Source organism: Mycobacterium sp. 852002-50816_SCH5313054-b, assembly GCF_001667185.1.
Taxonomy (GTDB): domain Bacteria; phylum Actinomycetota; class Actinomycetes; order Mycobacteriales; family Mycobacteriaceae; genus Mycobacterium.
Map to the genome: position 1 here is coordinate 1 of NZ_LZIC01000020.1, position 24,536 is coordinate 24,536.

Genomic DNA, 24,536 nt, shown 5'->3' on the forward strand with positions numbered 1-24,536 from the left:
GGGTGGAGGGGTATGCGCTGACTGGCCTGTCGACCAGTGTGGCGTCGGGGCGGGTGGCCTACGCGTTGGGGTTGCAGGGCCCGGCCATTACGATCGACACGGCGTGTTCGTCGTCGTTGGTGGCCACGCATTTGGCGTGTCAGTCGCTGCGCAACGGCGAGTCGACTCTGGCTCTGGCCGGTGGTGTGACGGTGATGACGACGCCGTCGGTGTTCACCGAGTTCGCCCGCCAGCGCGGGTTGGCCGCTGATGGGCGCTGTAAAGCGTTTTCGGCCGACGCCGATGGCACCGGCTGGGGCGAAGGGGCCGCGGTGCTGGTCCTGGAGCGGCTGGGCGATGCCCAGCGCCACCGCCACCCGGTGTTGGCGGTGATCGCGGGATCGGCGATCAACCAAGACGGCGCGTCGAACGGGTTGACCGCCCCCAACGGGCCCGCCCAACAGCGGGTGATCGCCCAGGCGGCGGCCAACGCCGGTGTGGGGCTTGATCAGGTCGATGTGGTGGAGGCCCACGGCACCGGCACCTCGCTGGGTGATCCGATCGAGGCCGGCGCTCTGCTCGCCACCTACGGCACCGCCCGTGATGCCGGGCAGCCGTTGTGGTTGGGGTCGATCAAATCCAACATCGGGCACACTCAGGCTGCTGCCGGTGTGGCGGGGATGATCAAGATGATCGAGGCGCTGCAGCACGACATGCTGCCCCCGACGCTGAACGTTGATCGTCCCAGCCCGCACGTGGATTGGTCGGCGGGCACGGTGCGCCTGCTCACTGAGGCGGTGCCGTGGCCGGTCACCGATCATCTGCGCACCGCGGCGGTGTCGTCGTTTGGGATCAGCGGCACCAACGCGCACGTGATCCTGCGACAGGCCCCGGAGATCGAACCGGACCGGGCGACCCAGGAGGGTGTCGAGTTCGGGGTGGCGTTGTGGGCGGTGTCGGCGCGTACCGGCGCGGCGTTGAGCGCGCAGGCCGACCGGCTGCACCAACACCTGCTCGGCCACCCCGAGCTGGATCTGAGCGAGGTGGCCTACAGCCTGGGCGCCACCCGCACCCACCACCCGTATCGGGCGACCATCACCGGATCGGCACAGAGTGCTGACCCGCGCCAAGGGCTGCTGGAGGCGCTGGATGCCCTGCGCGACGGCGGGCCGCACCCGCAGCTGACCCGCCACCATTACCTGGCTCACCTGCGGGGTAAGACCGTGTTCGTGTTGCCCGGCCAAGGTGCCCAGTACCCGGGCATGGGGCGGCAGCTTTATGAACACCACCGCGTGTTCGCCGCCACCGTCGACGCCTGCGATGAGGCGTTGCGCCCGTTCACCGACTGGTCGGTGCGCGACGTCTTACGCCAGGACCCGGGCGCTCCGGGGTTGGAGCGCGTCGAGGTGGTGCAGCCGGTGTTGTTCACCCTGATGGTCTCGCTCGCCGAGGTGCTCAGCCACTACGGCATTGTTCCCGACGCGGTGATCGGTCACTCCCAGGGCGAGATCGCCGCGGCGTATATCGCCGGGGTGCTGGCGTTGCCCGAGGCCGCCAAGGTGGTGGCGCTGCGCAGCCAGGCGCTGCGCGACCTGCGCGGCACCGGCGGCATGGCGTCGGTGCTGCTGGCCGCCGAACAACTGCAGCCACGCCTGCAACCCTGGGGCGAAGCGCTGAGCATCGCGGCGATCAACGGCCCCTCGCACACCATCATCAGCGGCGACCCCACCGCGCTCGAGGAGTTCGCCGCGGCCGGTGAGCGCGACGGCCTGCACATCCGCCACATCGCCGTCGACTACGCCTCGCACTCGGCTCAGGTGCAACCGGCACGCGAGCGCCTGCTGGCCGGGCTGGCCGGCCTGACTCCGGTACCCGCACGCATCCCACTGTATTCCACCGTGGGACAAGCAGTTTCGGCCGAACCGCTGGACACCACCACCATGGACGCCGACTACTGGTATCGCAACCTGCGCGAGCCGGTCGGATTCCACGACCGGGTCCTTGAGCGCCTGGGCGCCGGCGAATGCACCTTCGTCGAGCTCTCCCCACACCCGGTGCTCGCCCCGGCGCTCACCGACACCCTGGCCCAGGCCGCCGGGCGGACCCAATCATCGGTGATCATCACCCTGCACCGCGACCGCCCCGACCACGACAGCCTGGCCACCACCCTGGCCCAGCTACACAACCACGGCCACAGCCCATCATGGACGGCCCTCTACCCCCACGCCCACACCGTCGCCCTGCCCACCTACCCCTTCGAGCACCGCCGCTACTGGCTGGCCCCCACTCCGGCCGGCGACGCCGGCGGCCTCGGGCTGGACCGCGCGGAACACCCGTTGTTGGGCGCCGTCGTCGGGCTGGCCGACCAAGACCAGTTCATGGTCAGCGGGCGGCTGTCGACCGGCACCCAGGGCTGGCTGGCCGGCCATCAGGTCAACGACACCGTGCTGTTCCCCGCGACCGGCTTCGTCGAGGTGCTCCTGCGGGCCGGTGAGCTGGCCGGCTGCCCGGCGATCGACGAGCTGGTCCTGCATACCGCCCTGATTCTGTCGGAGCAGGCCCCGGCCGATCTGCAGATCCTCGTGCAACCGCTCGACGAGCAGGGGCGGCGCCCGTTCACCGTGCACTCGCGCACCGGCGGTCAACTTGCCGACGCGTGGACGCTGCACGCCAGCGGCGCGCTGAGCGCCGATCAGCCCGCCGCGGGCCCGCCCACGCCCTCGCCGGGGGTCGAGGCGCTCGACCAGGACGATTTCTACGACAGGCTGGCCCAGCGCGGCTACCACTACGGCGGTCCGTTCCGGTCGGTGCGGGGCATCGGCGCCGACCCGGCCCGGCCCGACGTCGTCTACGCCGAGGTGGCGTTGCCCGCCGGGACCGATGTCGCCGGCTACGGCATCCACCCCGCCCTCCTCGACGCCGCCCTGCACCCGCTGGCCGCCGTGTTGGACCGCACCGACGGGGCGGACCCGGCGTCGCTGCGGGTGCCGTACGCGTTCACCGGGGTCACCCTGTATGCCACCGCCGCCAGCCAGCTCCTTGTGCAGCTGACCCGCACCGCCGAGGACACGTTCGAGCTGCGCGCCACCGACCCCACCGGCGCGCCGGTGATCACCATCGGCGCGTTGACGCTGCGCGCCGTCTCCGACCAGATCGGGCGGCCTTCGATGGCCGGGCTAGCCGACAGCCTGTTCGAGCTGACCTGGCCGCCGGCGCCCGAGCTGGCCGCTGCGTCGACGTCCCAGCCACCGGCGTGGGCGGATAACGACCTCGCCTCGGTGACGGCGCCCCCGGAGCTGGTGATCTGGCCGCTGCCGCACGCCGACGAACGCGATCCGCTGCGGCGCGCGCACACCCTCACCCGCGACGTCCTGGCCCAGCTTCAGGGCTGGCTGGCCCGGCCCGACGCCGCCCACGCTCACCTGGTGGTCGTCACCCGTCGCGCAGTCAGCATCGGCGCGTACGACGGCGTTCCCGATCCGGCGCACGCCGCCGCCTGGGCGTTGATCCACACCGCCCAGAACGAGAACCCCGACCGCATCACCTTGCTCGACACCGACGGCTCCGGGGACATGCTGGCGGCCATCGCCTCGGCTCGACCGGCCGGCGAGCCGCAGCTGGCCCTGCGCAACGGGGCGCTCCACATTCCCCGCCTGGCCCGCACCCCGATCCTGGCGCCGCCGGATACGCCCGACTGGCAGTTGGGTACCGCCCGCAAGGGTGACCTGGCCAACCTGACGCTGCTCCCCACCGACCCACCAAACACGCTGGCGCCGGGGCAGATTCGCGTCCAGGTACGCGCCGCCGGGCTGAACTTCCGGGACGTGGTCGTGGCGTTGGGCGCCATCGCCGACGACGGCCTGGGCAGCGAAGCCGCCGGGGTGGTCCTGGAAGCCGCGCCCGGGGCATCGGTGCGTCGCGGGGATGCGGTGATGGGGCTGTTCCCGCACAACGCGTTCGCGCCCACCGCGATCGCCGACGAGCGCATGGTGGTACCCGTCCCGGCCGGATGGTCGTTCACCCAGGCCGCATCCGCGCCGATCGTCTATCTGACCGCCTACATCGCTTTGGTCGAGATCGCCGGGCTGTCCGCCGGACAGCGGGTGCTCATCCACGCCGGCGCCGGCGGCGTCGGGCAGGCCGCCATCCAGATCGCCCGCCACGTGGGTGCCGAGGTTTTCGCGACCGCGCACCCCGACAAACAGCACGTGCTGACCGGGCTAGGGGTCGACCCGGCTCACATCGCGTCGTCGCGCACGCTGGATTTCGTCGACACCTTCAAGGCGGCCACCGACGGGCAGGGCATGGACGTCGTACTCAACAGCCTCGCCGGGGATTTCGTCGACGCTTCGCTGCAATTGCTGCCCCGCGGAGGCAGTTTCGTCGAAATCGGCAAGACCGACATCCGCGTCGCCGCCGACATCGCCGCAGCCCATCCCGGAGTCGACTACCAGGTCTACGACTTGTCCAGTGCGCCACCGGAATCCCTGCAACCGGCCTGGGCGGCCCTGATGAAGCTGTTCGACGCCGGTGCGCTCAAGCCGTTGCCCACCACCAGCTACGGTCTGGTGAACGCGCCCCAGGCCTTCCGCGACATGAGCCAGGCCCGCCATACCGGGAAGATCGTCCTGATCCCGCCCCCGGTGTTGGATCCCGAGGGCACGGCGCTGATCACCGGTGGCACCGGGATGCTGGGCGCGCTGTTCGCCGAGCATCTGGTCACCCGGTACGGCATCCAGCATCTGCTGCTGCTGTCGCGCAGCGGCCCCGACGCTCCCGGGGCGGGCGAACTGCACGAACGTCTGACCGGGCTGGGTGCCCAGGTTTCGATCATCGCCTGTGACACAGGCAATCCCACCGACCTGGCCGCGGCGCTCGGCACCGTCGCGGACGGCCACCCGTTGACCGCGGTCATCCACGCCGCCGGCGTCCTCGATGACGCCGTCGTGACCGACCTGAGCACCGAGCAACTCGATGCGGTGTTGGTCGCCAAAGCCGACGCCGCCTGGCATCTGGATCGCCTCACCGCCGACCGCGACCTCGCCGCGTTCGTCTTGTTCTCCTCTGCCGCGGGAATACTGGGCAGCGCCGGACAGGCCAATTACGCTGCCGCCAACGCATTCCTGGACGCGCTGGCCCGCCGTCGCCAGCACACCCAACGTGCGGCCACCAGCGTCGCGTGGGGCTATTGGCAAACCCCGTCCGGGATGACCGCCCATCTCACCACGGGCGACCTGACCCGATTGGCCGCCGCCGGTCTGACCCCCATTACGAGCGAGCACGGCCTGACCCTCTTCGACGCCGCGCTGACCAGTCAGCGAGCCAACGTGGTCGCCAGCCCGTTCAACACCGGCGCGTTGACCCGCCAGGCGCGCCACAACACGCTGGACCCGATCCTGTCCGCCCTGACCCACATCCGGCCCCGAGCCGCCACCGCCAGCCCCCGGACACTGGCCGCCCGGCTGGCCGCCGAAACTCCCCGGCAACGGCTCGACACGCTCACCGCGATGGTCACCGCCACCACCGCCGCTGTGTTGGCCCACCCCGACCCCGCCACCCTCGATCCCGACCGTCCGTTCAAGGATCTCGGCATCGACTCGCTGACCGCCCTGGAGCTGCGCAACACCCTCAACCAGCGCACCGGCCTCGTCCTCCCCGCGACCCTGGCGCTGGACCACCCGAGCCCCACGGCGCTCGCGGCCCACCTGGCCGGCCTGCTCACCGACACCGCCGCGCCCGCAGTGCCGGCGGTTCAGGTCAGCACGAATGGCGTTGAGCCGGTGGACGATAGGCTCGCATATCTGGACCAGGCGGCATTTCTCGCGCTGCGAGCGGTGCACGGCGCGCTGATTCAGGTCACGTGGATCTACAACCGGCCCGTCGACGTCGAGGGGTTGCGGCGTTTTCACCGCAATCTCGGACGCGGGTTGCTGGGGCGCAGGATCGAACGGTCCGCGTTGCCGTTCGCGCGCGACCGCTGGGTCATGGCTCCGGCATCGGCCGACATCGATTTCGCCTCGACGCCGCGGCCGCGCGCCGAGGTGAACGCGTGGGCCGACGAACGGGCACGCCTTCCTCTTGACCCGGAGTGGGGACCCGGCTGGCATCTCGGGGTGCTTCCGCTGGAGGACGATGGGACCGCGGTCAGTCTGGTGGCGTCCCACACGATCGTCGACGCGATCGCGTTCGGCCAGGCGATCGAGGACGCCGCCGAGGGCAAGGTACGCGAATTCGGTTATCCGCCTGCGGGATCGCGCACGCTGGGGCGGGCTTTGCGTGAGGATCTTCGGCAGACGGTCAAGGACCTGCCCGACGTGGCGCACGCGTTGGGCGCCGTGGCTCGACGGGCCCGGCGCGACCGCCAAGAGCTCAGATCGTCGATGAAGGCGGCGCCGCCGTCCCCGAAAACGTCCAATGGCGATCAGACGGTCGAGGTGCCGGCGCTCACCGCCTACATCGACCTGGCGGAATGGGATGCTCGCGCGAAAGATCTTGGCGCAAGCAGTAACTCACTGGTGGCGGGAATCGCGTGCAGGCTCGCGGTGCGGGTCGGGCGCGTCCAGGACGACGGAACGGTCACCCTGCGATTCCTGGTATCGCTACGGACCGAGGACGATACCCGCGGCAATGCGCTCACGAGCGTCGACGTCACGGTCGACCCCACGCGGGCGGCGACGGACCTCGCCGGGATCCAGGCCAAGATCACGCAAGGAATCCTCGCCGCGATGGAGGACCCCGACAACGAGTGGCTGGCACCGCTGCCGCTCGCGGCGCTGACACCCGTGTGGGCGGCCAGGAAGGTCGCGGGGATGGCGGCCGGTGGTTCCACCCTTCCCGTCACGTGCTCCAACGTCGGTGATCTGTCCCCGGCGGCGAACCGGCCCGACGGCACTGACGCCGACTACGCGTACCTGAGAAACCTCGAGCCCGATATCAAGAAGAGCACGCTTGAGGCCATGGGCGGACAACTGTTCCTGGGTTCGGGCCGGGGCCAGGGGAAGATGTTTATCAGGATCTCCGCCTATCTGCTGGACCGGCCGAATACCAAAGAAGACCTGCGCGGGAGCGTTTCGGCTGCGTTCGCCGAATTCGATTTGGATGCCGAGATCGACTGCTGAGGGTGTAGCACCGCTCTTGCGCCACAGTGTGTTTGAGCTGATCTGGCTCGGCTGGAGAAATCGGCTATTTACCGCGGAATCGTGTTGAATTATCATGGAAATTCATGGTGAACAAAAGGTGAACGTAAGGTAAACGGATTCGATGCATGGCAGTGCGCCGTGGAACCGGAGGGGCGGCGCACGCACGCGGTGTAGATGCCAATACGCCGTCGGATGACGGCCCTATCCAGAACGGACGCCCCTCCATGTCCATCGGCACCACCGGCCACTCCGGTGCCCTGATCACGGCCATCGCCTTGCTCACTGGCGCTGCAATTCTGCGCGCGGGCGCAGCGACGGCCGACCCAAACCAAGACGACCGGTTCTTGGCGCTGCTCGATCAAGAGGGCATCCCTGCCGTGCAGGGTGTGCCGAACCTCATCGACACCGCCCATGACGTTTGTCGCACGCTCGACGCCGGCATGCCGGCGGCCGGACTCGTTGACGCGATGGTGAACAACGCGTTCGGCATCGATCCGTCCGAGCGTGAATACGCCCCCGGCCGACTCGCGCGCACCGAGGCGCGTTTCATCGCTGCGGCAGTGGGCGCGTACTGCCCACACAATCAGGGCAAGATCGCGTCGATCCGGGCCAATCGCACGGGATGGGAGGCGTCGGCGCGCCGGCTCGTCGTAGTTCCCTGCGGAGAGATCACCGATCCGAACCCGCCGCAGATTCCGACACCACCGCCCGCGGCGCAGATACAGGCGCCGCGCCAGCCGGTGGCGGCGCCGCCTCCACCGAAACGACCGCCACCTCCGGCGCAAAAGCAGCCGCCTCCACCGCAACAGGTGGCTGAGCCTCCACCACAAGAGCCGCCGCCCCCTGCGGTCGGTCCTCAGCCGGGTGGTGCTTCCGGCGGCAATGGCGGTGGTAACACCGGCGGCAGCGCCGGCGCCGTGCAGCCGGATCCATCGCCGGGCTTTGTCAGGCTCGCACCCTAACGGCCCTCAGACGTTACAGGCGGCCCGCCACGAAAGTCGCTGCCTGACCGGGCATTCCGTTGTGCGTATAGGACAGCTGCTCGGGAGAGAACAGCTCGTCATGCGTCGGCAGCGTCAGCAGCGGGCCTGGAGCGCACACCGGATCGCCGGGCGCACACAAGTCGATGGTCTTCGCCCCATACCAGGGGCTGAGTTCCGTTACGGGCGCGCCCAAGAATCTGCCCGTCGGATTCCCGAAGAGGGCGAGTGCCGCGACATGTTCCGCCTCGTCCGCCGTGAGTATGTCGGGGACCAAGCCCGCAATGGGTGCGCGAGAGATGGTGGTCAGATCTATCACGCCGGCCCCTTGGGAATATCCGCCGAGCACCAGCTTCGTGTTCGGACAGGTCGCAACCATGGACCGAACGTGAGCGTGCGCATCGACGGCGCCGGCGGACGCGGATGCGGCGAGATCGTCGCCGGCGGGGTAGTTGACCGGATACACCCCGAGGGAGCGGCCCCCGACCTGCGAGCGCAGCGCATCGATGAATTGTTGTCCGACCGCACCGACACCGGGTGCCTCGTCGGTGCCGCGGGCGAACGTCACCTCGGCATCCGGGCAGGGGGCGGCCGAGGCGGGGGAAATATGGCTCAGCAGTGTTGTCGAGGTGGTCACGACGGTGGCACCCAGCAAACGAGCGAGTTGGCGGGATCTCACGTTCCCATGCTGACACGTACGGCTCCCGCACAACACCCCGGACCACTGGCTAATTGCAACCAATAAACGCCTCGGTGGCCCGCAAAGAATAAGTCCGTAATATCGCGTCATGAGGCTTGTCGCGATAACACCAGGCGCGCATCGTGTCCTCAGCCTGGCGGTCGCCGGCCTGCTCGCGGCGGCATTGGTTGGGGCCCCGGCGGCATCGGCGGCGTGCCCCGACGCCGAAGTGGTCTTTGCTCGCGGGCGAGAGGAGCCGCCCGGCGTCGGCGCAGTCGGCGACGCATTCGTCAATTCGCTGCGCGGCAAGACGCGGATGTCGGTCGGCGTGTACGGGGTGAATTACCCCGCCAACATCACCACCGGCAGCGGAGCGAACGATATCGGCGCGCACGTTGAATCGATGGCCAGAAGTTGTCCGAACACCCGCATAGTGCTGGGCGGCTATTCGCTGGGTGCGGAGGTGGTTGACCGCGCGATGTGGGGTGGGCTGCCGCCGGGCGCGGATCAACACGTCGCGGCGGTCGCGTTGTTCGGTAACGGCACCCACGGGGTGGCCCCCGCGTTCGCCGGTAAGACGATCGACCAGTGCGCCGGCGGCGACCCCATCTGTGGGAGAGGCACGAATTGGCCGTCGCATCTGCAGCCCTCCTACATCGGCTCGGGGCTGGTGGATCAGGCCGCCGGCTTCGTCGCCGGCAGGCTTTAGGCCGCGATCGTCGACATCAGCGGACGCAGCGTCGCAAACAGCGCCTGCCGATCACGAAGATAGAAGTGGCCGCCCCGAAGGATCTGCACCGAAAAATCCGCCGTTGTGCGCGAACGCCATTCGCGCAAGTCGGCTTCACTCACAAGCGGGTCTTCGCTGCCGCCAAAGACATGAATCGGGCACGGCAGTTCCGCGGTGTCGCCTTCCTCGTCCGTCATGCACAACCGCAAGTCGTGTCGAGTGGCGGTGAGGGCCCGCTCGTGCAGCGTGGGCCAGCGCGTCAGTTGCGAAGGCAGTCCGCCCAGATCGCAGAGGAGCGCTGCGAGCTGTTGGTCGTCGAGTAGATCCACGACATGCAGTGGCGGCGGCACGTGTGGCGCACCGTACGCGGACAGGAACACCGCCCGTGGCACCGGAGAACCCTGCGCCGCGCGCATGCACGCCAACCGGTATGCCAGCAGGGCGCCGAAACTGTGGCCGAAGAAGATATGTGGCTGATCGAGGGCGGATCGCAGCTGATCATCCACCTCGTCGACGAGCTGCCGCAGCGTGGTGAAGCGCTGCCGATCGGTGACCTCGACCGGAATCACCTCGACGGCCGGGCTCAGCGCCTTGTTCCAGGCGTTGAATGCCAACCCGCCGCCTCCGGCATGGTGAAAGCAGAACAACCGCATGGCAGTCGCATTTCTCATCGTGGCTCACCGAAATCGCTGTCCCGCAAGCCCTTTGCGTTCAGCAGTCTCAGCTCCTCGGCCAGGACGTTCACCGTGAAGCGGATCTGTTCGGATGTGTGACAGCTGGTCACTAAGAAGCGCAGACGCGCTTGGTCTTCCGGTACGGCGGGGAAACGGACCGCGTCGGCATAGATGCCGTGCCGCAGCAAAGCGCCCGACAGTCGCAGCGCCGTACTCGAGCTGCCGACGATGCAGGCGATCGTATTGGTGCCCTCGCTGTCGGCGGTGTCGATGCCGGCTTCCCGGGCCAGGCTCACGAAGAGCGCGGCGTTCACGCGCAGCCGTCGCAGATGTTCAACCAGTGCGGGGCGCCCGGTGGCCCGTTGTTTTGGCGCCGCGGGGGCGACCACGTCGAGGCCGCGGGTGGTGTTCATGTCGTGCTCCGTTTCCGTCGTGGGTTGCGACCCGAGCGGGCCGCGCTCACGGGTAGGAGCGTCACGCGGGTCTCACACGGACACTTTTTGTGAGACTTTTTCCAACCAGCGACGAGGCGACAGTCTCGACTGCAGATTGCTCAGACGTCTATCGGCTTTGTCACTGGGGCGTTTCGAGGCGAATTGGAAGACCGATTGTTTCCCTGCGGCCATTGCGCCCAACAATGGGTTTCGACAGGTCCGCGGCATGGCAAAGGCCCTAGCCGTGAGGACACGCCTCACCGCAACACGAGCCGTCCGGCAGCACCCGAAAATATACCTTTTCCTCAACCGGCTCTGAACAGGACTGACTTCATGGCCCGCTCTGGGGTCACGCAGAGTTGACATCGCCAATCCGCGGCGTCGTAAACTACCCAAAGAAGCTCGTAGCTAACTGTCGACTCTTGATCAGAACGAATTGGTTTCAGATTGTCTGTGTTGATTCAACGGTTAAGGGAGTCGGAATGAAGTTCACGCTCACCCGCCTTGGCGCTGCGATCGTGGGTTGTGCCGCGGCGTGTGTGTTTTCCACCGCGGTTGCCACAGCTGACCCGCCTGACCCGCACCAGCCGGACATGACGAAGGGCTTCTGCCCGGGTGGTCGTTGGGGTTACGGCAATCTGGCCGTGTGCGACGGCGAGAAGTACCCCGACGGGTCGTTTTGGCACCAGTGGATGAAGACCTGGATCGTCGGCCCTCAGTTTTATTACGACTGCGTCGGCGGCGACGAACCCCTCCCGGGCCCGCCACCGCCGGGCGGCTGCAACGGGGCGATTTCTCCCGATCAGCCCGCCCCGCCCCCAACCTGATTCGCGGCGCAGCGGTCGCGAAATCACTCCCGAGTTTCGACCTCGATGCGTTTGGCCGCCGGCGCACCATTGGGCACCGGTACCGAGATCGCCAAAATGCCCTTTTCGTAGGTGGCACGGACGTCGTCGACGTCGGCTCCGGCCGGCAGTGGGACGGAGCGAGCGAAGGCTCCATAGCTGAATTCGGACCGGCCGCGGGATTCGACAGCCTGGCTGCGCACGGCCTTGATGGTGAGCATCCCGTCGTGCACGGTGATGTCGATGTCCTTCGCGGGGTCGACGCCGGGAATCTCGGCGCGCACCTCGTAGCGGCCGTCGTCGATCTCGTCCTCGACCCGAAGGAGGTTGCGGTCGAAGAGCGGGCGAAGGCCGGCCAACAGGGGACTACCACTGAAGAGCTCGGAGAGATCGGGCACGAGGGTTCTGGGTTGACGCTGGACTGGCAGAGTTGCCATGAATTCTCCTGAAATCGTTGCATCTCTTTCGATTTCGATCGAACCACTGTGGCGCCGCCGCGGCTAGACGGTACCCGCCGATGTTGCCGGGAGATTCATTGCCTGTTCAACCCACCTGCTTCAGCGTGTAGTGAGCCGTCGTCCGCTTAGGGTCATCGGCGAGCCTGGTCACCTCTTGGCGGATGGGATCCACGGCACCGCCCAACACACCGGGGCAGCCGTCGGGACACCGGACTTCCCACCACGAATCCGACCGGTGCGGCGGCCACGCGCCGACCAGTCCACCCCTCGGCTGGTAGCCGATCTCGGCCGCAAACTTCCTGAGGTTGCCGACGTGGTGGTGTGCCGGGCAGAAGAGCGATACATCGATAGCGAGGTTGTCCGTGTCGTTCATGGCCGTCATTCTCCCTCCCGGCAGCGTGATCACAATCACGGAGCGCACACGAAGATACTTGAGTGTAGTCGGTTGACTACACTACGCGTGCTGTGGTGTAGTCAACTGACTACACCACTCAAGGAGAACGGAACCATGACCACAGCCCGCGCGCGGGATCTCGTCAACCATCTAGCCACCGACCTTGCGGCGCCCAGCGGGGCAACCTGGGTCGACGAATGGGAGAGCATCGAGGCGGCCTTCAGGGTGTTCGACGGCCCGGAGTGGCGAATCATCCGGGTCGCCAACCACGGGCGATGCGCCGGTGTCGGCGATATCGTGGTGTCCGTTGTCGGGCGGCAGTACGCCGATGGGCACGCCGAACGCGAGATCATCATTGACGGCGCCTGCACCCCGGTCGTCACGCCCGCCGAAGCGCGGATGCTGGGCAGCGCGTTGATCGCCGCCGCCGACGCGGCTGACGGGTGACTTAAGGGCCACGCCCAGCCTGCCTGGGCTCTGAGCTGGCCACCGCCGCCGCAAAATCTTGCTTGCAGTGCCCCCGGCACGACTCGAACGTGCGACCTAGGGATTAGAAGGCCCTTGCTCTATCCACCTGAGCTACGGAGGCAATGTGCAGGTCAGTCTATCGAACGCGACACGCCCGAAGGACTCGCCGAGCGCGACGCGCCCGAAAAGTCTTCCAGCGGAGCGCTTATCGGTTATCGTGTGAGCCTCGACACACGTACAACATCGGTTGATAAACAGCCGTTAACCGCAACGACGCGTGTGCATAACGTCGAGGGGTGCGTTGAATGAGCGTGGCCTTGAACCTGACTTCGCGGTGCTCGCAGGCCGGTACGCAGGCATTGCGCCTGGCGGCCGACGCCAGGGATACCTGCCGAGCCGGCGCGTTGCTGCTGCGTGGTTCGCCGTCGGCGGTCGGCTGGGTTGCCGGCTGGCTCTCCACCGAATTTCCCCCGCACGTGGTGACCGGCCACGCGTTGTCGCGGGTCACGCCGCCGGCCATTGGCCGCGTCGGCACCTCGTGGGCCGCGCAGAAAGCCGATCAGGCCCTCACCGCAGCCCTGGAAGGGTGCTTCGGGCCGGACTTCCCTGACCTGGTGCGCCACCCCGCCTGCGCCCCGTCCGAGTGCGCCTCGCACGGGGGTCTCCTGCGCAGGCAAGGGCGGCACTCCCGCTACGCGGCGCAAACCTCAGACATCCGCTACGGTCCGGGGGGCGTCGAACACCTGCTCGACATCTGGCGGCGTCACGACATGGCGCCCGGCCGCCGCGCACCGGTCCTGATCCAGGTTCCCGGGGGCGCGTGGTCCGTCAATGGCAAACGCCATCAGGCCTACACGCTGATGAGCCACATGGCCGAACTCGGCTGGATCTGCGTCTCGATCAACTACAGCAGGAGCCCGCGCTGCACCTTTCCGACGCACCTCGTCGACGTGAAGAGGGCGATCGCGTGGGTCCGCGAGAACATCGCCGACTACGGCGGCGATCCCGACTTCATCGCGATCACCGGCGGGTCGGCGGGCGGGCACCTGGCGTCGCTGGCCGCGCTCACCCCGAACGACCCAACGTTCCAGCCCGGCTTCGAGGGCGCCGACACCACCGTCCAGGCCGTCGCGCCGTACTACGGCGTCTACGACTTCACCGACGCCGAGAACATGCACGAGTTGATGCTGCCGTTCCTCGAGCAGTTCGTCCTGAAGACCCGTTACAGCGAAAACCCCGACCGGTTCCGGTCGGCGTCGCCGATCACGTACGTGCACAACGAGGCGCCGCCGTTCTTCGTGCTGCACGGCGAGAAGGACGAACTGGTGCCCAGCGGCCAGGCTCGCGCCTTCTGCGCCGCGCTGCGCGACGCCGGTGCCGCCACGGTCGCCTATGCCGAACTCGCCAACGCCCACCACGCCTTCGACATCACCCCGACGGTCCGATCGCAGCTGGCCGCCGGCGCCGTCGCCGACTTCCTGGGCGTCGTCTACGGGCGCCGCGCCTACCCGCTGACGGATTCGGTGCCGATGCCGACAACGTCCGCCAGCTGAGCGGGCGCCACGTTTCGCGCAGCGGGTCGCGCCTTTCACCCCCGCGGCATCCCGACTAGCGTTGGGTGGGCAATCCGGTACGCGGGTCCGAGGCAGGAGGCTTGGTCGGCGGTGACAACGTTGGCGCGTCGAGTTCATCATGGCTAAGTCCGTCGGGGCCGTTAAGTTGTCCGACGAGCTCGGACCCGTCGACTATCTGATGCATCGGGGTGAAGCCAATCCCCGGACCCGGTCGGGGATCATGGCGCTCGAACTCCTCGATTCGACGCCGGACTGGGATCGGTTTCGCACCCGATTCGAAAACGCCTCACGGCGGGTGCTGCGGCTGCGGCAGAAGGTCGTCGTTCCGACGCTGCCGACGGCATCCCCGCGTTGGGTGGTCGATCCCGACTTCAACCTGGACTTCCACGTGCGCCGGGTGCGCGTGTCCGGATCCGGCACGCTGCGCGAGGTGTTCGACCTCGCCGAGCTGATCCTGCAGTCGCCGATGGACATCTCGCGGCCGCTGTGGACCGCCACGCTGGTGGAGGGCCTGGCCGACGGCAAGGCCGCGACGCTGCTGCACGTCAGCCACGCCGTCACCGACGGCGTCGGTGGCGTCGAGATGTTCGCCGAGATCTATGACCTCGAGCGCGACCCACCACCCAGGGCGACGCCCCCGCAACCCATTCCGCAGGACCTGACGCCCAACGACCTGATGCGGCAAGGCATCAACCGCCTGCCCTTCGCCATCGTCAACGGCGTCGTGGGCGCCGTGGCCGGGGCGGTGTCGGCGGCGGGCAAGGCGGTGCTCGATCCCGTGTCCACGGTCGGGGGCGCCGTCGGTTATGCCATATCCGGCATGCGGGTGATGAACCGTGCCGCGGAGCCGTCGCCGCTACTGCGCCGGCGCAGCCTGGCCAGCCGCACCGAGGCGATCGACATCCCGCTCGCCGACCTGCACAAGGCCGCCAAGGCCGGCGGCGGATCGATCAACGACGCCTACCTCGCCGGCCTGTCGGGCGCCCTGCGGCGCTACCACACGGCGCTCGGTGTGCCGATCAGCACGCTGCCGATGGCGGTGCCGGTCAGCCTGCGGGCCGACGCCGACACCGCCGGCGGCAACCGGTTCACCGGCGTCAACCTGGCGGCGCCGCTGGGCACCGCCGACCCCGTCTCGCGGATGAAGAAGATCCGCGCCCAGATGACGCAGCGGCGCGACGAGCCGGCCATGAACATCGTCGGATCGATCGCGCCGGTGCTCAGCGTGTTGCCCACGGCGGTGCTGGAGGGTCTGACCGGCTCGGTGATCGGCTCGGACGTGCAGGCCAGCAACGTCCCGGTCTATCCGGGTGACACCTACATCGCCGGCGCAAAGGTGTTGCGGCAGTACGGCATCGGACCGCTGCCCGGCGTGGCGATGATGGTGGTGCTGATCTCGCGCGGCGGTTGGTGCACGATCACCGTGCGCTACGACAGGGCGGCGGTGCGCAACGAGGCGTTGTTCGCCCAGTGCCTGCTGGAGGGCTTCGACGAGATCCTGGCGCTGGCCGACGACCCGGTGCCCCGCGCGGTGCCCGCCTCGTTCATCGAACCGGCCGTTTCGTCGCGATCGGCGGCGGGCTCATGAGCCCGTCCCAGGAGCGCGGCACCCCGAAGCCGGGGCAGGACTTGCGGCTGCCCGGCTCGGTCGCCGAGATCATGGCCAGCCCACCGGGGCCGAAGATCGGCGCGTTCTTCGACCTGGACGGCACCCTGGTCGCCGGCTTCACCGCCGTCATCCTGACCCAGGAGCGCCTCCTGCGCCGCGACATGGGGGTGGGGGAGCTGCTCAGCATGGTGCAGGCCGGCCTGAGCCACACCCTGGGCCGCATCGAATTCGAAGACCTCATCGGCAAGGCCGCCGCCGCGCTGACCGCCCGCCTGCTCGACGACCTGGAGGAGATCGGCGAACGGCTGTTCGTGCAACGGATCGAGTCGCGGATCTATCCCGAAATGCGCGAGCTGGTGCGGGCCCACGTGGCCCGCGGCCACACCGTGGTGCTCAGCTCGTCGGCGCTGACCATCCAGGTCAACCCGGTGGCGCGCTTCCTCGGCATCTCCAACATGCTCACCAACAAGTTCGAGACCAACGAGGACGGGATGCTCACCGGCGGCGTGCAGAAGCCGATCCTGTGGGGGCCGGGCAAAGCCGCTGCCGTGCAACGCTTTGCGGCCGAGAACGGCATCGACCTCAAGGACAGCTACTTCTACGCCGACGGCGACGAGGACGTCGCCCTGATGTATTTGGTCGGTAATCCGAGGCCGACCAACCCCGAGGGGAAGATGGCCGCCGTGGCCAAGCGCCGCGGCTGGCCGATCCTGCGGTTCGACAGCCGGGGACGCCTGGGCCTGCGGCGCCAGATACGAACGCTCGCCGGCTTCGGCTCGATGTTCCCGGTCGCCGCCGGCGCGGTGGGAATCGGCGTGCTGACCCGCAACCGGCGTCGCGGCGTGAACTTCTTCACCTCGACCTTCTCCCAGCTGTCACTGGCGATCGCCGGGGTGCAGCTCAACGTCATCGGCGAGGAGAACCTCAACGCGCAGCGCCCGGCGGTGTTTATCTTCAACCACCGCAACCAGGTTGACCCCGTCATCGCGGGCGCGCTGGTGCGCGACAACTGGGTCGCCGTGGGCAAGAAGGAGTTGCAGAAAGACCCGATCATGGGCACGCTGGGCAAGCTGCTCGACGGCGTGTTCATCGACCGCGACGATCCGGTCGCCGCGGTGGAGACGATGCACACGGTCGAAGACCGGGCCCGCAAAGGGCTTTCGATCGTGATCGCCCCGGAGGGCACTCGGGTGGATACCACCGAAGTCGGGCCGTTCAAGAAGGGGCCCTTCCGCATCGCGATGGCGGTGGGCATCCCGATCGTGCCGATCGTCATCCGCAACGCCGAGATCGTCGCCGCCCGAAACTCCACCGTGATCAACCCCGGCACGGTCGACGTCGCGGTGTTCCCCCCGATTTCGGTGCGGGACTGGACGATTGAGACCCTGCCGGAGCGCATCGCCGAGGTGCGTCAGCTGTACCTGGACACGCTGGCCAACTGGCCGGTCGACGAGTTGCCCGGGGTCGATCTGCACGCCGAGAAGAAGGCGGCGAAGAAAGCTCCGAAGAAGGCCCCGGAAAAGGCCAAAGCCCCCGCGAAGAAAGCGCCCGCGAAGAAGGCGGCGAAGAAGGCCGCGCCCAAGGCCAAGCCGGCGAAGGCCAACACGAACGCGTCCAAAGTCGCGCTGAAAGACGGTGAGGCACAACAGCCTCGAGGGCGGCCGTGACCAAACCGGCCGCGGATGTCAGCGCGATCCTCGCCGCCCAAGATTCGCTGATATTGGCGTCCATGACCTCGCCGGTCGAGAGGGAGCTGGTCATGGGCTGGGTGGGCCAGCAGCGCGCCGGCAACTCCGGGGCCACGTTCGAGGTGTTGGCGCTGCCGCAACCCGAGGCGGCGCCGACGGCGCTGTCCGAGCTTGCCGAACGGCTCGAATCCGAATCGAACGACGACCGATCGGTCGTGCCGGTGCGCGTGTTCTGGCTGCCGCCGGCCCAGCGCGGCAGGGTCGCCCAGTTGGCCGGGCTGCTTCCCGGCCAGGATCCCTACCACCCCAACCAGCGTCAGCAACGACGCATCGCGCGCGACGATCCGCAACGCGCGCGGGTAGTGGCCGGCGAACCCGCCAAGGTCTCCGAACTCCGTCAGCAGTGGCGCGACACCACCGTCGGTGACCACAAGCACGACTTCGCGCACTTCGTCACCCGCCGCGCCATCCTGGCGCTGGAACGCGCCGAATACCGAATCCTTGGACCGCAATACAAGTCGCCGCGGCTGGTCAAACCGGAAATCCTGGCATCCACGCGGTTTCGCGCGGGCCTGAAAAGGATCCCGGGCGCCACCGTCGAGGAAGCCGCGAAGATGCTCGACGAGCTCGCCACCGGCTGGAGCCGGGTGTCCGTCGACCTCGTCGGCGTCCTCGGCAGGGCACTGAGCCGAGGGTTCGATCCCGACATCGACTACGACGAGTATCAAATCGCCGCCATGCGCGCCGCGCTGGAAACCCATCCCGCGGTGTTGCTGTTCTCGCACCGCTCCTACATCGACGGCGCGGTGGTGCCGGTGGCGATGCAGGAGAACCGGCTCCCGCCGGTGCACGTGTTCGCCGGCATCAACCTGTCGTTCGGGGTGATGGGGCCGCTCATGCGCCGCTCCGGCGTCATCTTCATCCGCCGCAACATCGGCAGCGACCCGCTTTACAAGTACGTGCTGCGCGAGTACGTCGGCTACATCGTCGAGAAACGCTTCAACCTGAGCTGGTCCATCGAAGGGACGCGCTCGCGGACCGGAAAGATGTTGCCGCCCAAGCTCGGTCTGCTGTCCTATGTGGCCGACGCATACCTGGACGGCCGCAGCGAAGACATCCTGCTGCAGCCGGTGTCGATCGGATTCGACCAGCTGCACGAGACGGCCGAATACGCCGCCTACGCCCGCGGCGGCGAGAAGACACCCGAAGGCGCCGTATGGCTCTACAACTTCATCAGGGCGCAGGGCGAACGCAACTACGGCAAGATCTATGTCCGCTTCCCCGAGGCGGTCTCGATGCGGCAGTACCTCGGTCCGCCGCACAGCCCGCTCGCGCAGGATCCGGACGCCAAACGGCTTGCACTGCACAAGATGTCGTTCGAGGTGGCATGGCGGATCTTGCAGGCGACGCCCGTGACGGCGACGGGTTTGGTGTGCGCGCTGCTGCTGACCACCCGCGGCGCGGCGTTGACGCTCGGTCAGCTGCACCACACCTTGCAGGACTCGCTGGACTATCTCGAGCGCAAGCACAACCCGATGTCGACGAGCGCGTTGCGGCTGCGCACCCGCGACGGGGTGCTCGCCGCCGTCGACACGTTGTCCAACGGGCACCCCATCACCCGGGTCGACGGTGGCCGGGAGCCGGTGTGGCTCATCGGGCCCAGCGAGCAACACGCCGCGGCGTTCTACCGGAACTCGGTGATCCACGCCTTCTTGGAGACCTCGATCGTCGAACTCGCGCTCGCGTACGCCAGACGAGCGGAGGGCGATCGCCTCGAGGCCTTCTGGACGCAAGCGATGCGGCTGCGCGATCTGTTGAAGTTCGATTTCTATTTCGCCGACTCGGCGACGTTCCGCGACAACATCGCCGAAGAGATGACGTGGCACGACGACTGGGAAGCCCACGTCGCCGCCGGCGGTGACGAGATCGACGCGATGCTGTTCGCCAAGCGCCCGTTGATGTCGGACGCAATGTTGCGGGTGTTCTTCGAGGCGTACGAGATCGTCGCCGACGTGTTGCGCGACGCGCCGGCCGGCGTCGCCCAAAAGGAGTTGACGGCCTTGGCGCTGGGGGTGGGCCGGCAACATGTCGCCCAATCCCGCGTCCGCAGCAGCGAATCGGTGTCGACGCTGCTGTTCGCCACCGCGTATCAGGTGGTGGTCGACCAGGATCTGATCGAGCCCGCCGACGATCTCGCCGACCGGCGGACCGCCTTCCGGCGGGAAATGCGGGACATCCTGCATGATTCCGATCACGTCGGGCGGATCGCGCGGACGCAGTTCGTCGCCCGCGAGGCCAAAGCCCGTCTGGACAGCCAGGCTCGGTAGGCGCGGTGCGCCCCATACGCTGGGTGCATGACGGTCGACCAGCCTGTAGCCGTGCGCCGCGCGTTGGTGTGGCCGGTGCTGATCGGCGTCGCCGTGCTGGCGGGCTGCACGGCCGCCGGCATCGGCGCGCTGTCGCTGGCGGACGCGCTGTCGGCCACCGGCCTACCCGATCCGGGCCCGGCCACCACGCTGGGGCTGCCCTTCATCCGGGCGGCGGGGGAGATCGCCGCGGTCCTGGCCGTCGGGTCGTTTCTTTTCGCCGCGTTCCTGGTGCCGCCGCAGACCAGCGGGGTCCTCGACGCCGACGGGTACCGCGCGCTGCGCACCGGGACGGTGGCCTTGGGCGCCTGGGCGGTGTGTGCCGCTCTGCTGGTCCCGCTGACCATCTCCGACGTATCCGGTCATCGGCTGGCCGACCTCGACCCGGGCACCATCTGGTCGCTGGCCGGCCTGGTCAACACCGCCTCCGCCTGGCGCTGGACCGCGATCGTGGCCGCGGTGGTCACGCTGGCGAGCCTGTCGGTGCTGCGCTGGTCCTGGACGCCGGCGCTGGTCGCCGCCTCGTTGGTGACGCTGCTTCCGCTCGGGCTGACCGGTCACTCGTCGGCCGGCGGTTCGCACGACCTCGCGACCAACAGCCTGCTGATCCACCTCGTCGCCGCCAGCCTGTGGGCGGGTGGTCTGCTCGCCCTGCTCGCACACGCGCTGCGCCGCGGCGACCACACCGGGCTGGCGGCACGGCGGTTCTCGATGGTGGCCCTATGGTGCTGGGTCGCGATGGCGCTGAGCGGATCGGTCAACGCCCTGGTGCGCGTGTTGCCGTCCGACCTGCTGACCACCGAGTACGGGCGGCTGGTGGTCGCCAAGTTCGTCGCGCTGTGCACGCTGGGAGTACTGGGGTGGCGCCAGCGTCGCTCCGCGGTAGCCGCGTTGCAGGCCGACGCGAGCAGGTCGGGCGCGCGCAGGGCGCTGGTCGGGCTGGCGCTGATCGAGGCCGCGGTATTCGGCCTCACCTTCGGCATCGCCGTCGGGCTGGGCCGGACGCCACCGCCGCCGCCTCCAGCCCGGCCGCCCACGATTCCCGAAGCCGAGATCGGCTACGACTTCGACGGCCCGCCCACCGTGGCGCGCATCCTGTTCGACTGGCGCTTCGACCTGATCTTCGGCACCGCCGCCATCGTCCTCGCCGCGCTGTACGTGGCGGGGGTGGTGCGGCTGCGCCGCCGCGGCGATCGCTGGCCGCCGGGGCGGACCGTGGCCTGGCTGCTGGGCTGCCTGGCGTTGCTGTTCGTGACCTCGTCGGGCGTCGGGCGGTACATGCCGGCGATGTTCAGCATGCACATGGTCGCGCACATGGGCCTGTCGATGCTGGTGCCGATTCTGCTGGTACTGGGCGCCCCGGTCACCCTGGCGTTGCGGGCGCTGCCCGCCACCGGCCGCGCCGATCCGCCCGGCATGCGGGAATGGCTGCTGGCCGCGCTGCACAGCCGCCTGTCGCGGTTCCTGACCAACCCGGTGGTCGCGACCGTGCTGTTTGTCGCCGGCTTCTACGGGCTGTATTTGTCCAACCTCTTCGACACCACGGTGAGCAGTCACGCCGGGCATCTGGCGATGAACGTGCATTTCCTGCTCAGCGGCTACCTGTTCTATTGGGTCGTCATCGGGGTGGACCCGACGCCGCGGCCCATCCCGCCGCTGGCCAAGGTCGGCGTGGTGTTCGCGTCGCTGCCGCTGCACGCGTTCTTCGGCGTGGTGCTGATGGGCACCCGACAGGTGCTCGGCGGCGACTACTACCGCTCGCTCGGCCTGCCCTGGCACACCGACCTGATCGGCGATCAACACTTGGGCGGCGGAATCGCCTGGGCCGCAGGCGAAGTGCCGCTCGTGGTCGTGATGATCGCGCTGCTGGTGCAGTGGGCGCGCAGCGACAGGCGCACCGCCCGGCGGCTGGACCGGGCGGCCGAACTCGACGACGACGCCGAGCTGACCGCCTACAACGCGATGCTGGCGCAACTGGCGCGCGGGGAAACGCCGGGGCGTAGCGGGAGTCCGCGAGCGTAACGCCACTGCGAAATCCCCGGCGAATGTTCGCAGTGCGGTTACGCTCGCGCGCCGGCACGCCGAAAGCGCGCCCTTGTGCACAGTCGCGACTCTCTCCACAGGGTCGCCTCGTCGCCAGCGGGATGCCGGTGACCTGTCGGCGCAGCCGGGCTGAATGGCCACCAGACACGAGCGCTGACTGCGAATGAAAGGAAATTGAGTCAATGTTTGAAACACCGCTAACGGTCGTCGGCCACATCGTCAACAACCCCGAACGCCGACAGGTCGGCACCCAGGAGGTCATCAAGTTTCGCGTCGCCAGCAATTCCCGGCGGCGCACCGCGGACGGCGGCTGGGAGCCGGGCAATTCGCTGTTCATCAATGTCAATTGCTGGGGCAGGTTGGTCACCGGCGTGGGCGCCGCGCTGGGCAAGGGTGCACCGGTGATCGTGGTGGGCCACGTCTACACCAGCGAGTACGAAGACCGTGATGGCAACCGCCGCTCGTCGCTGGAGATGCGTGCGACCTCCGTCGGACCCGATGTGTCCCGCGCGATCGTGCGCATCGAGCGGCCGGGCTATACCGGCCCGACCGCCGGGGAGGCCGCCGCGCCCGCGGCGGACGCGACCGACGCCGCTGGTGAGGACGCCGACGCCGGCGACAGCGCCGAGTCCGCCGAAACGGGGCCGCTGCCGCTGTCGGCTTAGCTGCGGGATCCCGCCTCCCGCGCGGTGCCTAGGATGGTCCGCGAGAACTCTCTCAAAGACCAGAAAGGCACAACCGCGGCATGGCTGAGTTCATCTACACGATGAAGAAGGTCCGCAAGGCGCACGGCGACAAGGTCATCCTGGACGACGTCACGTTGAGCTTCTTCCCGGGCGCCAAGATCGGTGTCGTCGGGCCCAACGGCGCCGGCAAGTCGAGCGTCTTGCGGATCATGGCCGGTCTGGACAAGGCGAACAACGGCGAAGCCTTCCTGGCCCCCGGCGCCACCGTCGGCATCCTGCAGCAGGAGCCGCCGCTGAACGAGGAGAAGACTGTCCGCGGCAACGTGGAAGAGGGCCTGGGCGACATCAAGGTCAAGCTCGACCGCTTCAACGAGGTCGCCGAATTGATGGCCACGGACTACTCCGACGAGCTGATGGAGGAGATGGGCCGGCTGCAGGAGGACCTCGACCACGCCGACGCGTGGGACCTCGACTCCCAACTGGAGCAGGCGATGGACGCGCTGCGCTGCCCGCCGCCCGACGAGCCGGTCACCAACCTGTCCGGCGGGGAGCGCCGCCGGGTGGCGCTGTGCAAGCTGCTGCTGTCCAAGCCGGACCTGCTGCTGCTCGACGAGCCGACCAACCACCTGGACGCCGAAAGCGTGCAGTGGCTCGAACAGCACCTGGCCGCCTACCCGGGCGCAATCCTGGCGGTGACCCACGACCGGTACTTCCTGGACAACGTCGCCGAGTGGATCCTCGAGCTCGACCGCGGCCGCGCCTACCCCTACGAGGGCAACTACTCGACCTACCTGGAGAAAAAGGCCGAGCGGCTGGCGGTGCAGGGCCGCAAGGACGCCAAGCTGCAAAAGCGGCTGACCGACGAGCTGGCCTGGGTCCGGTCCGGGGCCAAGGCGCGCCAGGCCAAGAGCAAGGCGCGCCTGCAGCGCTACGAGGAGATGGCCGCCGAGGCCGAGAAGACGCGCAAGCTCGACTTCGAGGAAATCCAGATCCCGGTCGGACCGCGACTGGGCAGCGTCGTCGTCGAGGTGGAACACCTCGACAAGGGCTTCGACGGTCGCACCCTGATCAAGGACCTGTCGTTCACCCTGCCGCGCAACGGCATCGTCGGGGTCATCGGCCCCAACGGGGTCGGCAAGACCACGCTGTTCAAAACCATCGTCGGGCTCGAGGCGCCGGACAGCGGCACGGTCAAGGTCGGGGAGACGGTCAAGCTGAGCTACGTGGACCAGTCCCGCGCCGGTATCGACCCGAAGAAAACCGTGTGGGAGGTGGTCTCCGACGGGCTGGACTACATCGAGGTCGGCCAGAACGAGATCCCGTCGCGGGCCTACGTGTCGGCATTCGGTTTCAAAGGTCCCGACCAGCAGAAGCCGGCCGGGGTGCTGTCCGGCGGTGAGCGCAACCGGCTGAACCTCGCGCTCACGCTGAAGGAGGGCGGCAACCTCATCCTGCTCGACGAGCCGACCAACGACTTGGACGTCGAGACGCTGAGCTCGCTGGAGAACGCGCTGGAGAAGTTTCCCGGTTGCGCGGTGGTGATTTCGCACGACCGCTGGTTCCTCGACCGCACGTGTACGCACATCCTGGCGTGGGAAGGCGACGAGGACAACGAGGCCAAGTGGTTCTGGTTCGAGGGCAACTTCGGCGCGTACGAAGAAAACAAGGTGGAACGGCTCGGCGTCGACGCCGCCAGGCCGCACAGAGTGACCCACCGCAAGCTGACCCGCGACTAGTGTCAGGGCTGCCCCGCTAAGCAGCGGGGCAACCGGACGCAGAGCCCCGCGACG

At 68.4% G+C, this 24,536-nt stretch carries 17 protein-coding genes and 1 tRNA gene; 12 read left to right on the forward strand and 6 right to left on the reverse strand.

Annotated elements, in window-relative coordinates:
* Positions 1–7,097 (forward strand): type I polyketide synthase (locus A5787_RS02905; RefSeq protein ID WP_156763728.1); only part of this gene is annotated, 7,097 nt, incomplete at its 5' end.
* A gap of 245 nt (positions 7,098–7,342) precedes the next feature.
* A complete protein-coding gene (locus A5787_RS02910; RefSeq protein WP_066961332.1) occupies positions 7,343–8,080 on the forward strand; it encodes a DUF732 domain-containing protein in 738 nt (245 codons plus the stop codon).
* A 13-nt stretch (positions 8,081–8,093) separates the two neighbouring features.
* On the opposite strand, the gene A5787_RS02915 is transcribed toward A5787_RS02910, so the two are convergent.
* Complete coding sequence (locus A5787_RS02915) at positions 8,094–8,777, reverse strand: cutinase family protein (RefSeq protein WP_197506943.1); 684 nt, start codon at positions 8,775–8,777, stop codon at positions 8,094–8,096.
* Positions 8,778–8,886: 109 nt separating this feature from the next.
* Here A5787_RS02915 and A5787_RS02920 point away from each other — a divergent pair, with 109 nt between their 5' ends.
* Entirely contained in the window at positions 8,887–9,486 is a 600-nt protein-coding gene (locus A5787_RS02920) for a cutinase family protein (protein ID WP_066961337.1), read from the forward strand.
* Here the strand turns inward: A5787_RS02920 and A5787_RS02925 are convergent.
* Complete coding sequence (locus A5787_RS02925; RefSeq protein ID WP_369829076.1) at positions 9,483–10,178, reverse strand: thioesterase II family protein; 696 nt, start codon at positions 10,176–10,178, stop codon at positions 9,483–9,485. The genes A5787_RS02920 and A5787_RS02925 overlap by 4 nt on opposite strands.
* Positions 10,175–10,594, reverse strand: a complete 420-nt coding sequence (locus A5787_RS02930) for a hypothetical protein (RefSeq protein WP_066961340.1) — start codon at positions 10,592–10,594, stop codon at positions 10,175–10,177. The genes A5787_RS02925 and A5787_RS02930 overlap by 4 nt, the downstream gene beginning before the upstream one ends.
* Positions 10,595–11,097: 503 nt before the next feature.
* On the opposite strand from A5787_RS02930, the gene A5787_RS02935 reads away from it, so the two are divergent.
* Positions 11,098–11,442, forward strand: coding sequence for a hypothetical protein (locus tag A5787_RS02935; RefSeq protein ID WP_066961346.1), 345 nt, complete (start codon positions 11,098–11,100; stop codon positions 11,440–11,442).
* A gap of 23 nt (positions 11,443–11,465) precedes the next feature.
* Here A5787_RS02935 and A5787_RS02940 read toward each other — a convergent pair whose 3' ends face one another.
* A complete protein-coding gene (locus A5787_RS02940; protein ID WP_066961351.1) occupies positions 11,466–11,897 on the reverse strand; it encodes an Hsp20/alpha crystallin family protein in 432 nt (143 codons plus the stop codon).
* 106 nt (positions 11,898–12,003) lie between these two features.
* Entirely contained in the window at positions 12,004–12,291 is a 288-nt protein-coding gene (locus tag A5787_RS02945; protein WP_156763729.1) for a hypothetical protein, read from the reverse strand.
* Positions 12,292–12,426: 135 nt separating this feature from the next.
* Here A5787_RS02945 and A5787_RS02950 point away from each other — a divergent pair, with 135 nt between their 5' ends.
* Positions 12,427–12,759 carry a hypothetical protein gene (locus A5787_RS02950; RefSeq protein ID WP_066961357.1) on the forward strand — a complete coding sequence of 111 codons (333 nt, stop codon included), beginning with the start codon at positions 12,427–12,429 and terminating at the stop codon, positions 12,757–12,759.
* A 68-nt stretch (positions 12,760–12,827) separates the two neighbouring features.
* Here the strand turns inward: A5787_RS02950 and A5787_RS02955 are convergent.
* Positions 12,828–12,901: transfer RNA gene (locus A5787_RS02955), tRNA-Arg, on the reverse strand.
* Between the two features lie 184 nt (positions 12,902–13,085).
* Here A5787_RS02955 and A5787_RS02960 point away from each other — a divergent pair.
* The 7 genes from A5787_RS02960 to ettA all read left to right on the forward strand — a co-directional run bounded on the left by A5787_RS02960 (position 13,086) and on the right by ettA (position 24,482).
* Positions 13,086–14,333, forward strand: coding sequence for an alpha/beta hydrolase (locus A5787_RS02960; RefSeq protein ID WP_066961360.1), 1,248 nt, complete (start codon positions 13,086–13,088; stop codon positions 14,331–14,333).
* Positions 14,334–14,472: 139 nt separating this feature from the next.
* On the forward strand, positions 14,473–15,942 hold the full coding sequence (locus A5787_RS02965) for a wax ester/triacylglycerol synthase family O-acyltransferase (RefSeq protein WP_066961366.1): 1,470 nt from the start codon (positions 14,473–14,475) through the stop codon (positions 15,940–15,942).
* On the forward strand, positions 15,939–17,630 hold the full coding sequence (locus tag A5787_RS02970; protein WP_066961369.1) for an HAD-IB family hydrolase/lysophospholipid acyltransferase family protein: 1,692 nt from the start codon (positions 15,939–15,941) through the stop codon (positions 17,628–17,630). Before A5787_RS02965 ends, A5787_RS02970 begins: the two co-directional genes overlap by 4 nt.
* Positions 17,627–19,978, forward strand: coding sequence for a glycerol-3-phosphate 1-O-acyltransferase (locus tag A5787_RS02975; protein WP_066961371.1), 2,352 nt, complete (start codon positions 17,627–17,629; stop codon positions 19,976–19,978). The genes A5787_RS02970 and A5787_RS02975 overlap by 4 nt, the downstream gene beginning before the upstream one ends.
* 27 nt (positions 19,979–20,005) lie before the next feature.
* Positions 20,006–22,039 carry a cytochrome c oxidase assembly protein gene (locus tag A5787_RS02980; RefSeq protein WP_066961373.1) on the forward strand — a complete coding sequence of 678 codons (2,034 nt, stop codon included), beginning with the start codon at positions 20,006–20,008 and terminating at the stop codon, positions 22,037–22,039.
* 203 nt (positions 22,040–22,242) lie between these two features.
* Positions 22,243–22,725, forward strand: a complete 483-nt coding sequence (locus A5787_RS02985) for a single-stranded DNA-binding protein (RefSeq protein ID WP_066961376.1) — start codon at positions 22,243–22,245, stop codon at positions 22,723–22,725.
* Positions 22,726–22,805: 80 nt separating this feature from the next.
* On the forward strand, positions 22,806–24,482 hold the full coding sequence (gene ettA / locus A5787_RS02990; protein WP_066961379.1) for an energy-dependent translational throttle protein EttA: 1,677 nt from the start codon (positions 22,806–22,808) through the stop codon (positions 24,480–24,482).
* The last annotated feature ends 54 nt before the right edge of the window (positions 24,483–24,536 follow it).

Coding starts and splice junctions, on each gene's coding strand:
- A5787_RS02910 (WP_066961332.1), top strand. CDS start 7,343: ATGTCCATCGGCACCACCGGCCACTCCGGTGCCCTGATCACGGCCATC.
- A5787_RS02920 (WP_066961337.1), top strand. CDS start 8,887: ATGAGGCTTGTCGCGATAACACCAGGCGCGCATCGTGTCCTCAGCCTG.
- A5787_RS02925 (WP_369829076.1), bottom strand. CDS start 10,178: ATGAGAAATGCGACTGCCATGCGGTTGTTCTGCTTTCACCATGCCGGA.
- A5787_RS02930 (WP_066961340.1), bottom strand. CDS start 10,594: ATGAACACCACCCGCGGCCTCGACGTGGTCGCCCCCGCGGCGCCAAAA.
- A5787_RS02935 (WP_066961346.1), top strand. CDS start 11,098: ATGAAGTTCACGCTCACCCGCCTTGGCGCTGCGATCGTGGGTTGTGCC.
- A5787_RS02940 (WP_066961351.1), bottom strand. CDS start 11,897: ATGGCAACTCTGCCAGTCCAGCGTCAACCCAGAACCCTCGTGCCCGAT.
- A5787_RS02945 (WP_156763729.1), bottom strand. CDS start 12,291: ATGAACGACACGGACAACCTCGCTATCGATGTATCGCTCTTCTGCCCG.
- A5787_RS02950 (WP_066961357.1), top strand. CDS start 12,427: ATGACCACAGCCCGCGCGCGGGATCTCGTCAACCATCTAGCCACCGAC.
- A5787_RS02960 (WP_066961360.1), top strand. CDS start 13,086: ATGAGCGTGGCCTTGAACCTGACTTCGCGGTGCTCGCAGGCCGGTACG.
- A5787_RS02965 (WP_066961366.1), top strand. CDS start 14,473: ATGGCTAAGTCCGTCGGGGCCGTTAAGTTGTCCGACGAGCTCGGACCC.
- A5787_RS02970 (WP_066961369.1), top strand. CDS start 15,939: ATGAGCCCGTCCCAGGAGCGCGGCACCCCGAAGCCGGGGCAGGACTTG.
- A5787_RS02980 (WP_066961373.1), top strand. CDS start 20,006: ATGACGGTCGACCAGCCTGTAGCCGTGCGCCGCGCGTTGGTGTGGCCG.
- A5787_RS02985 (WP_066961376.1), top strand. CDS start 22,243: ATGTTTGAAACACCGCTAACGGTCGTCGGCCACATCGTCAACAACCCC.
- ettA (WP_066961379.1), top strand. CDS start 22,806: ATGGCTGAGTTCATCTACACGATGAAGAAGGTCCGCAAGGCGCACGGC.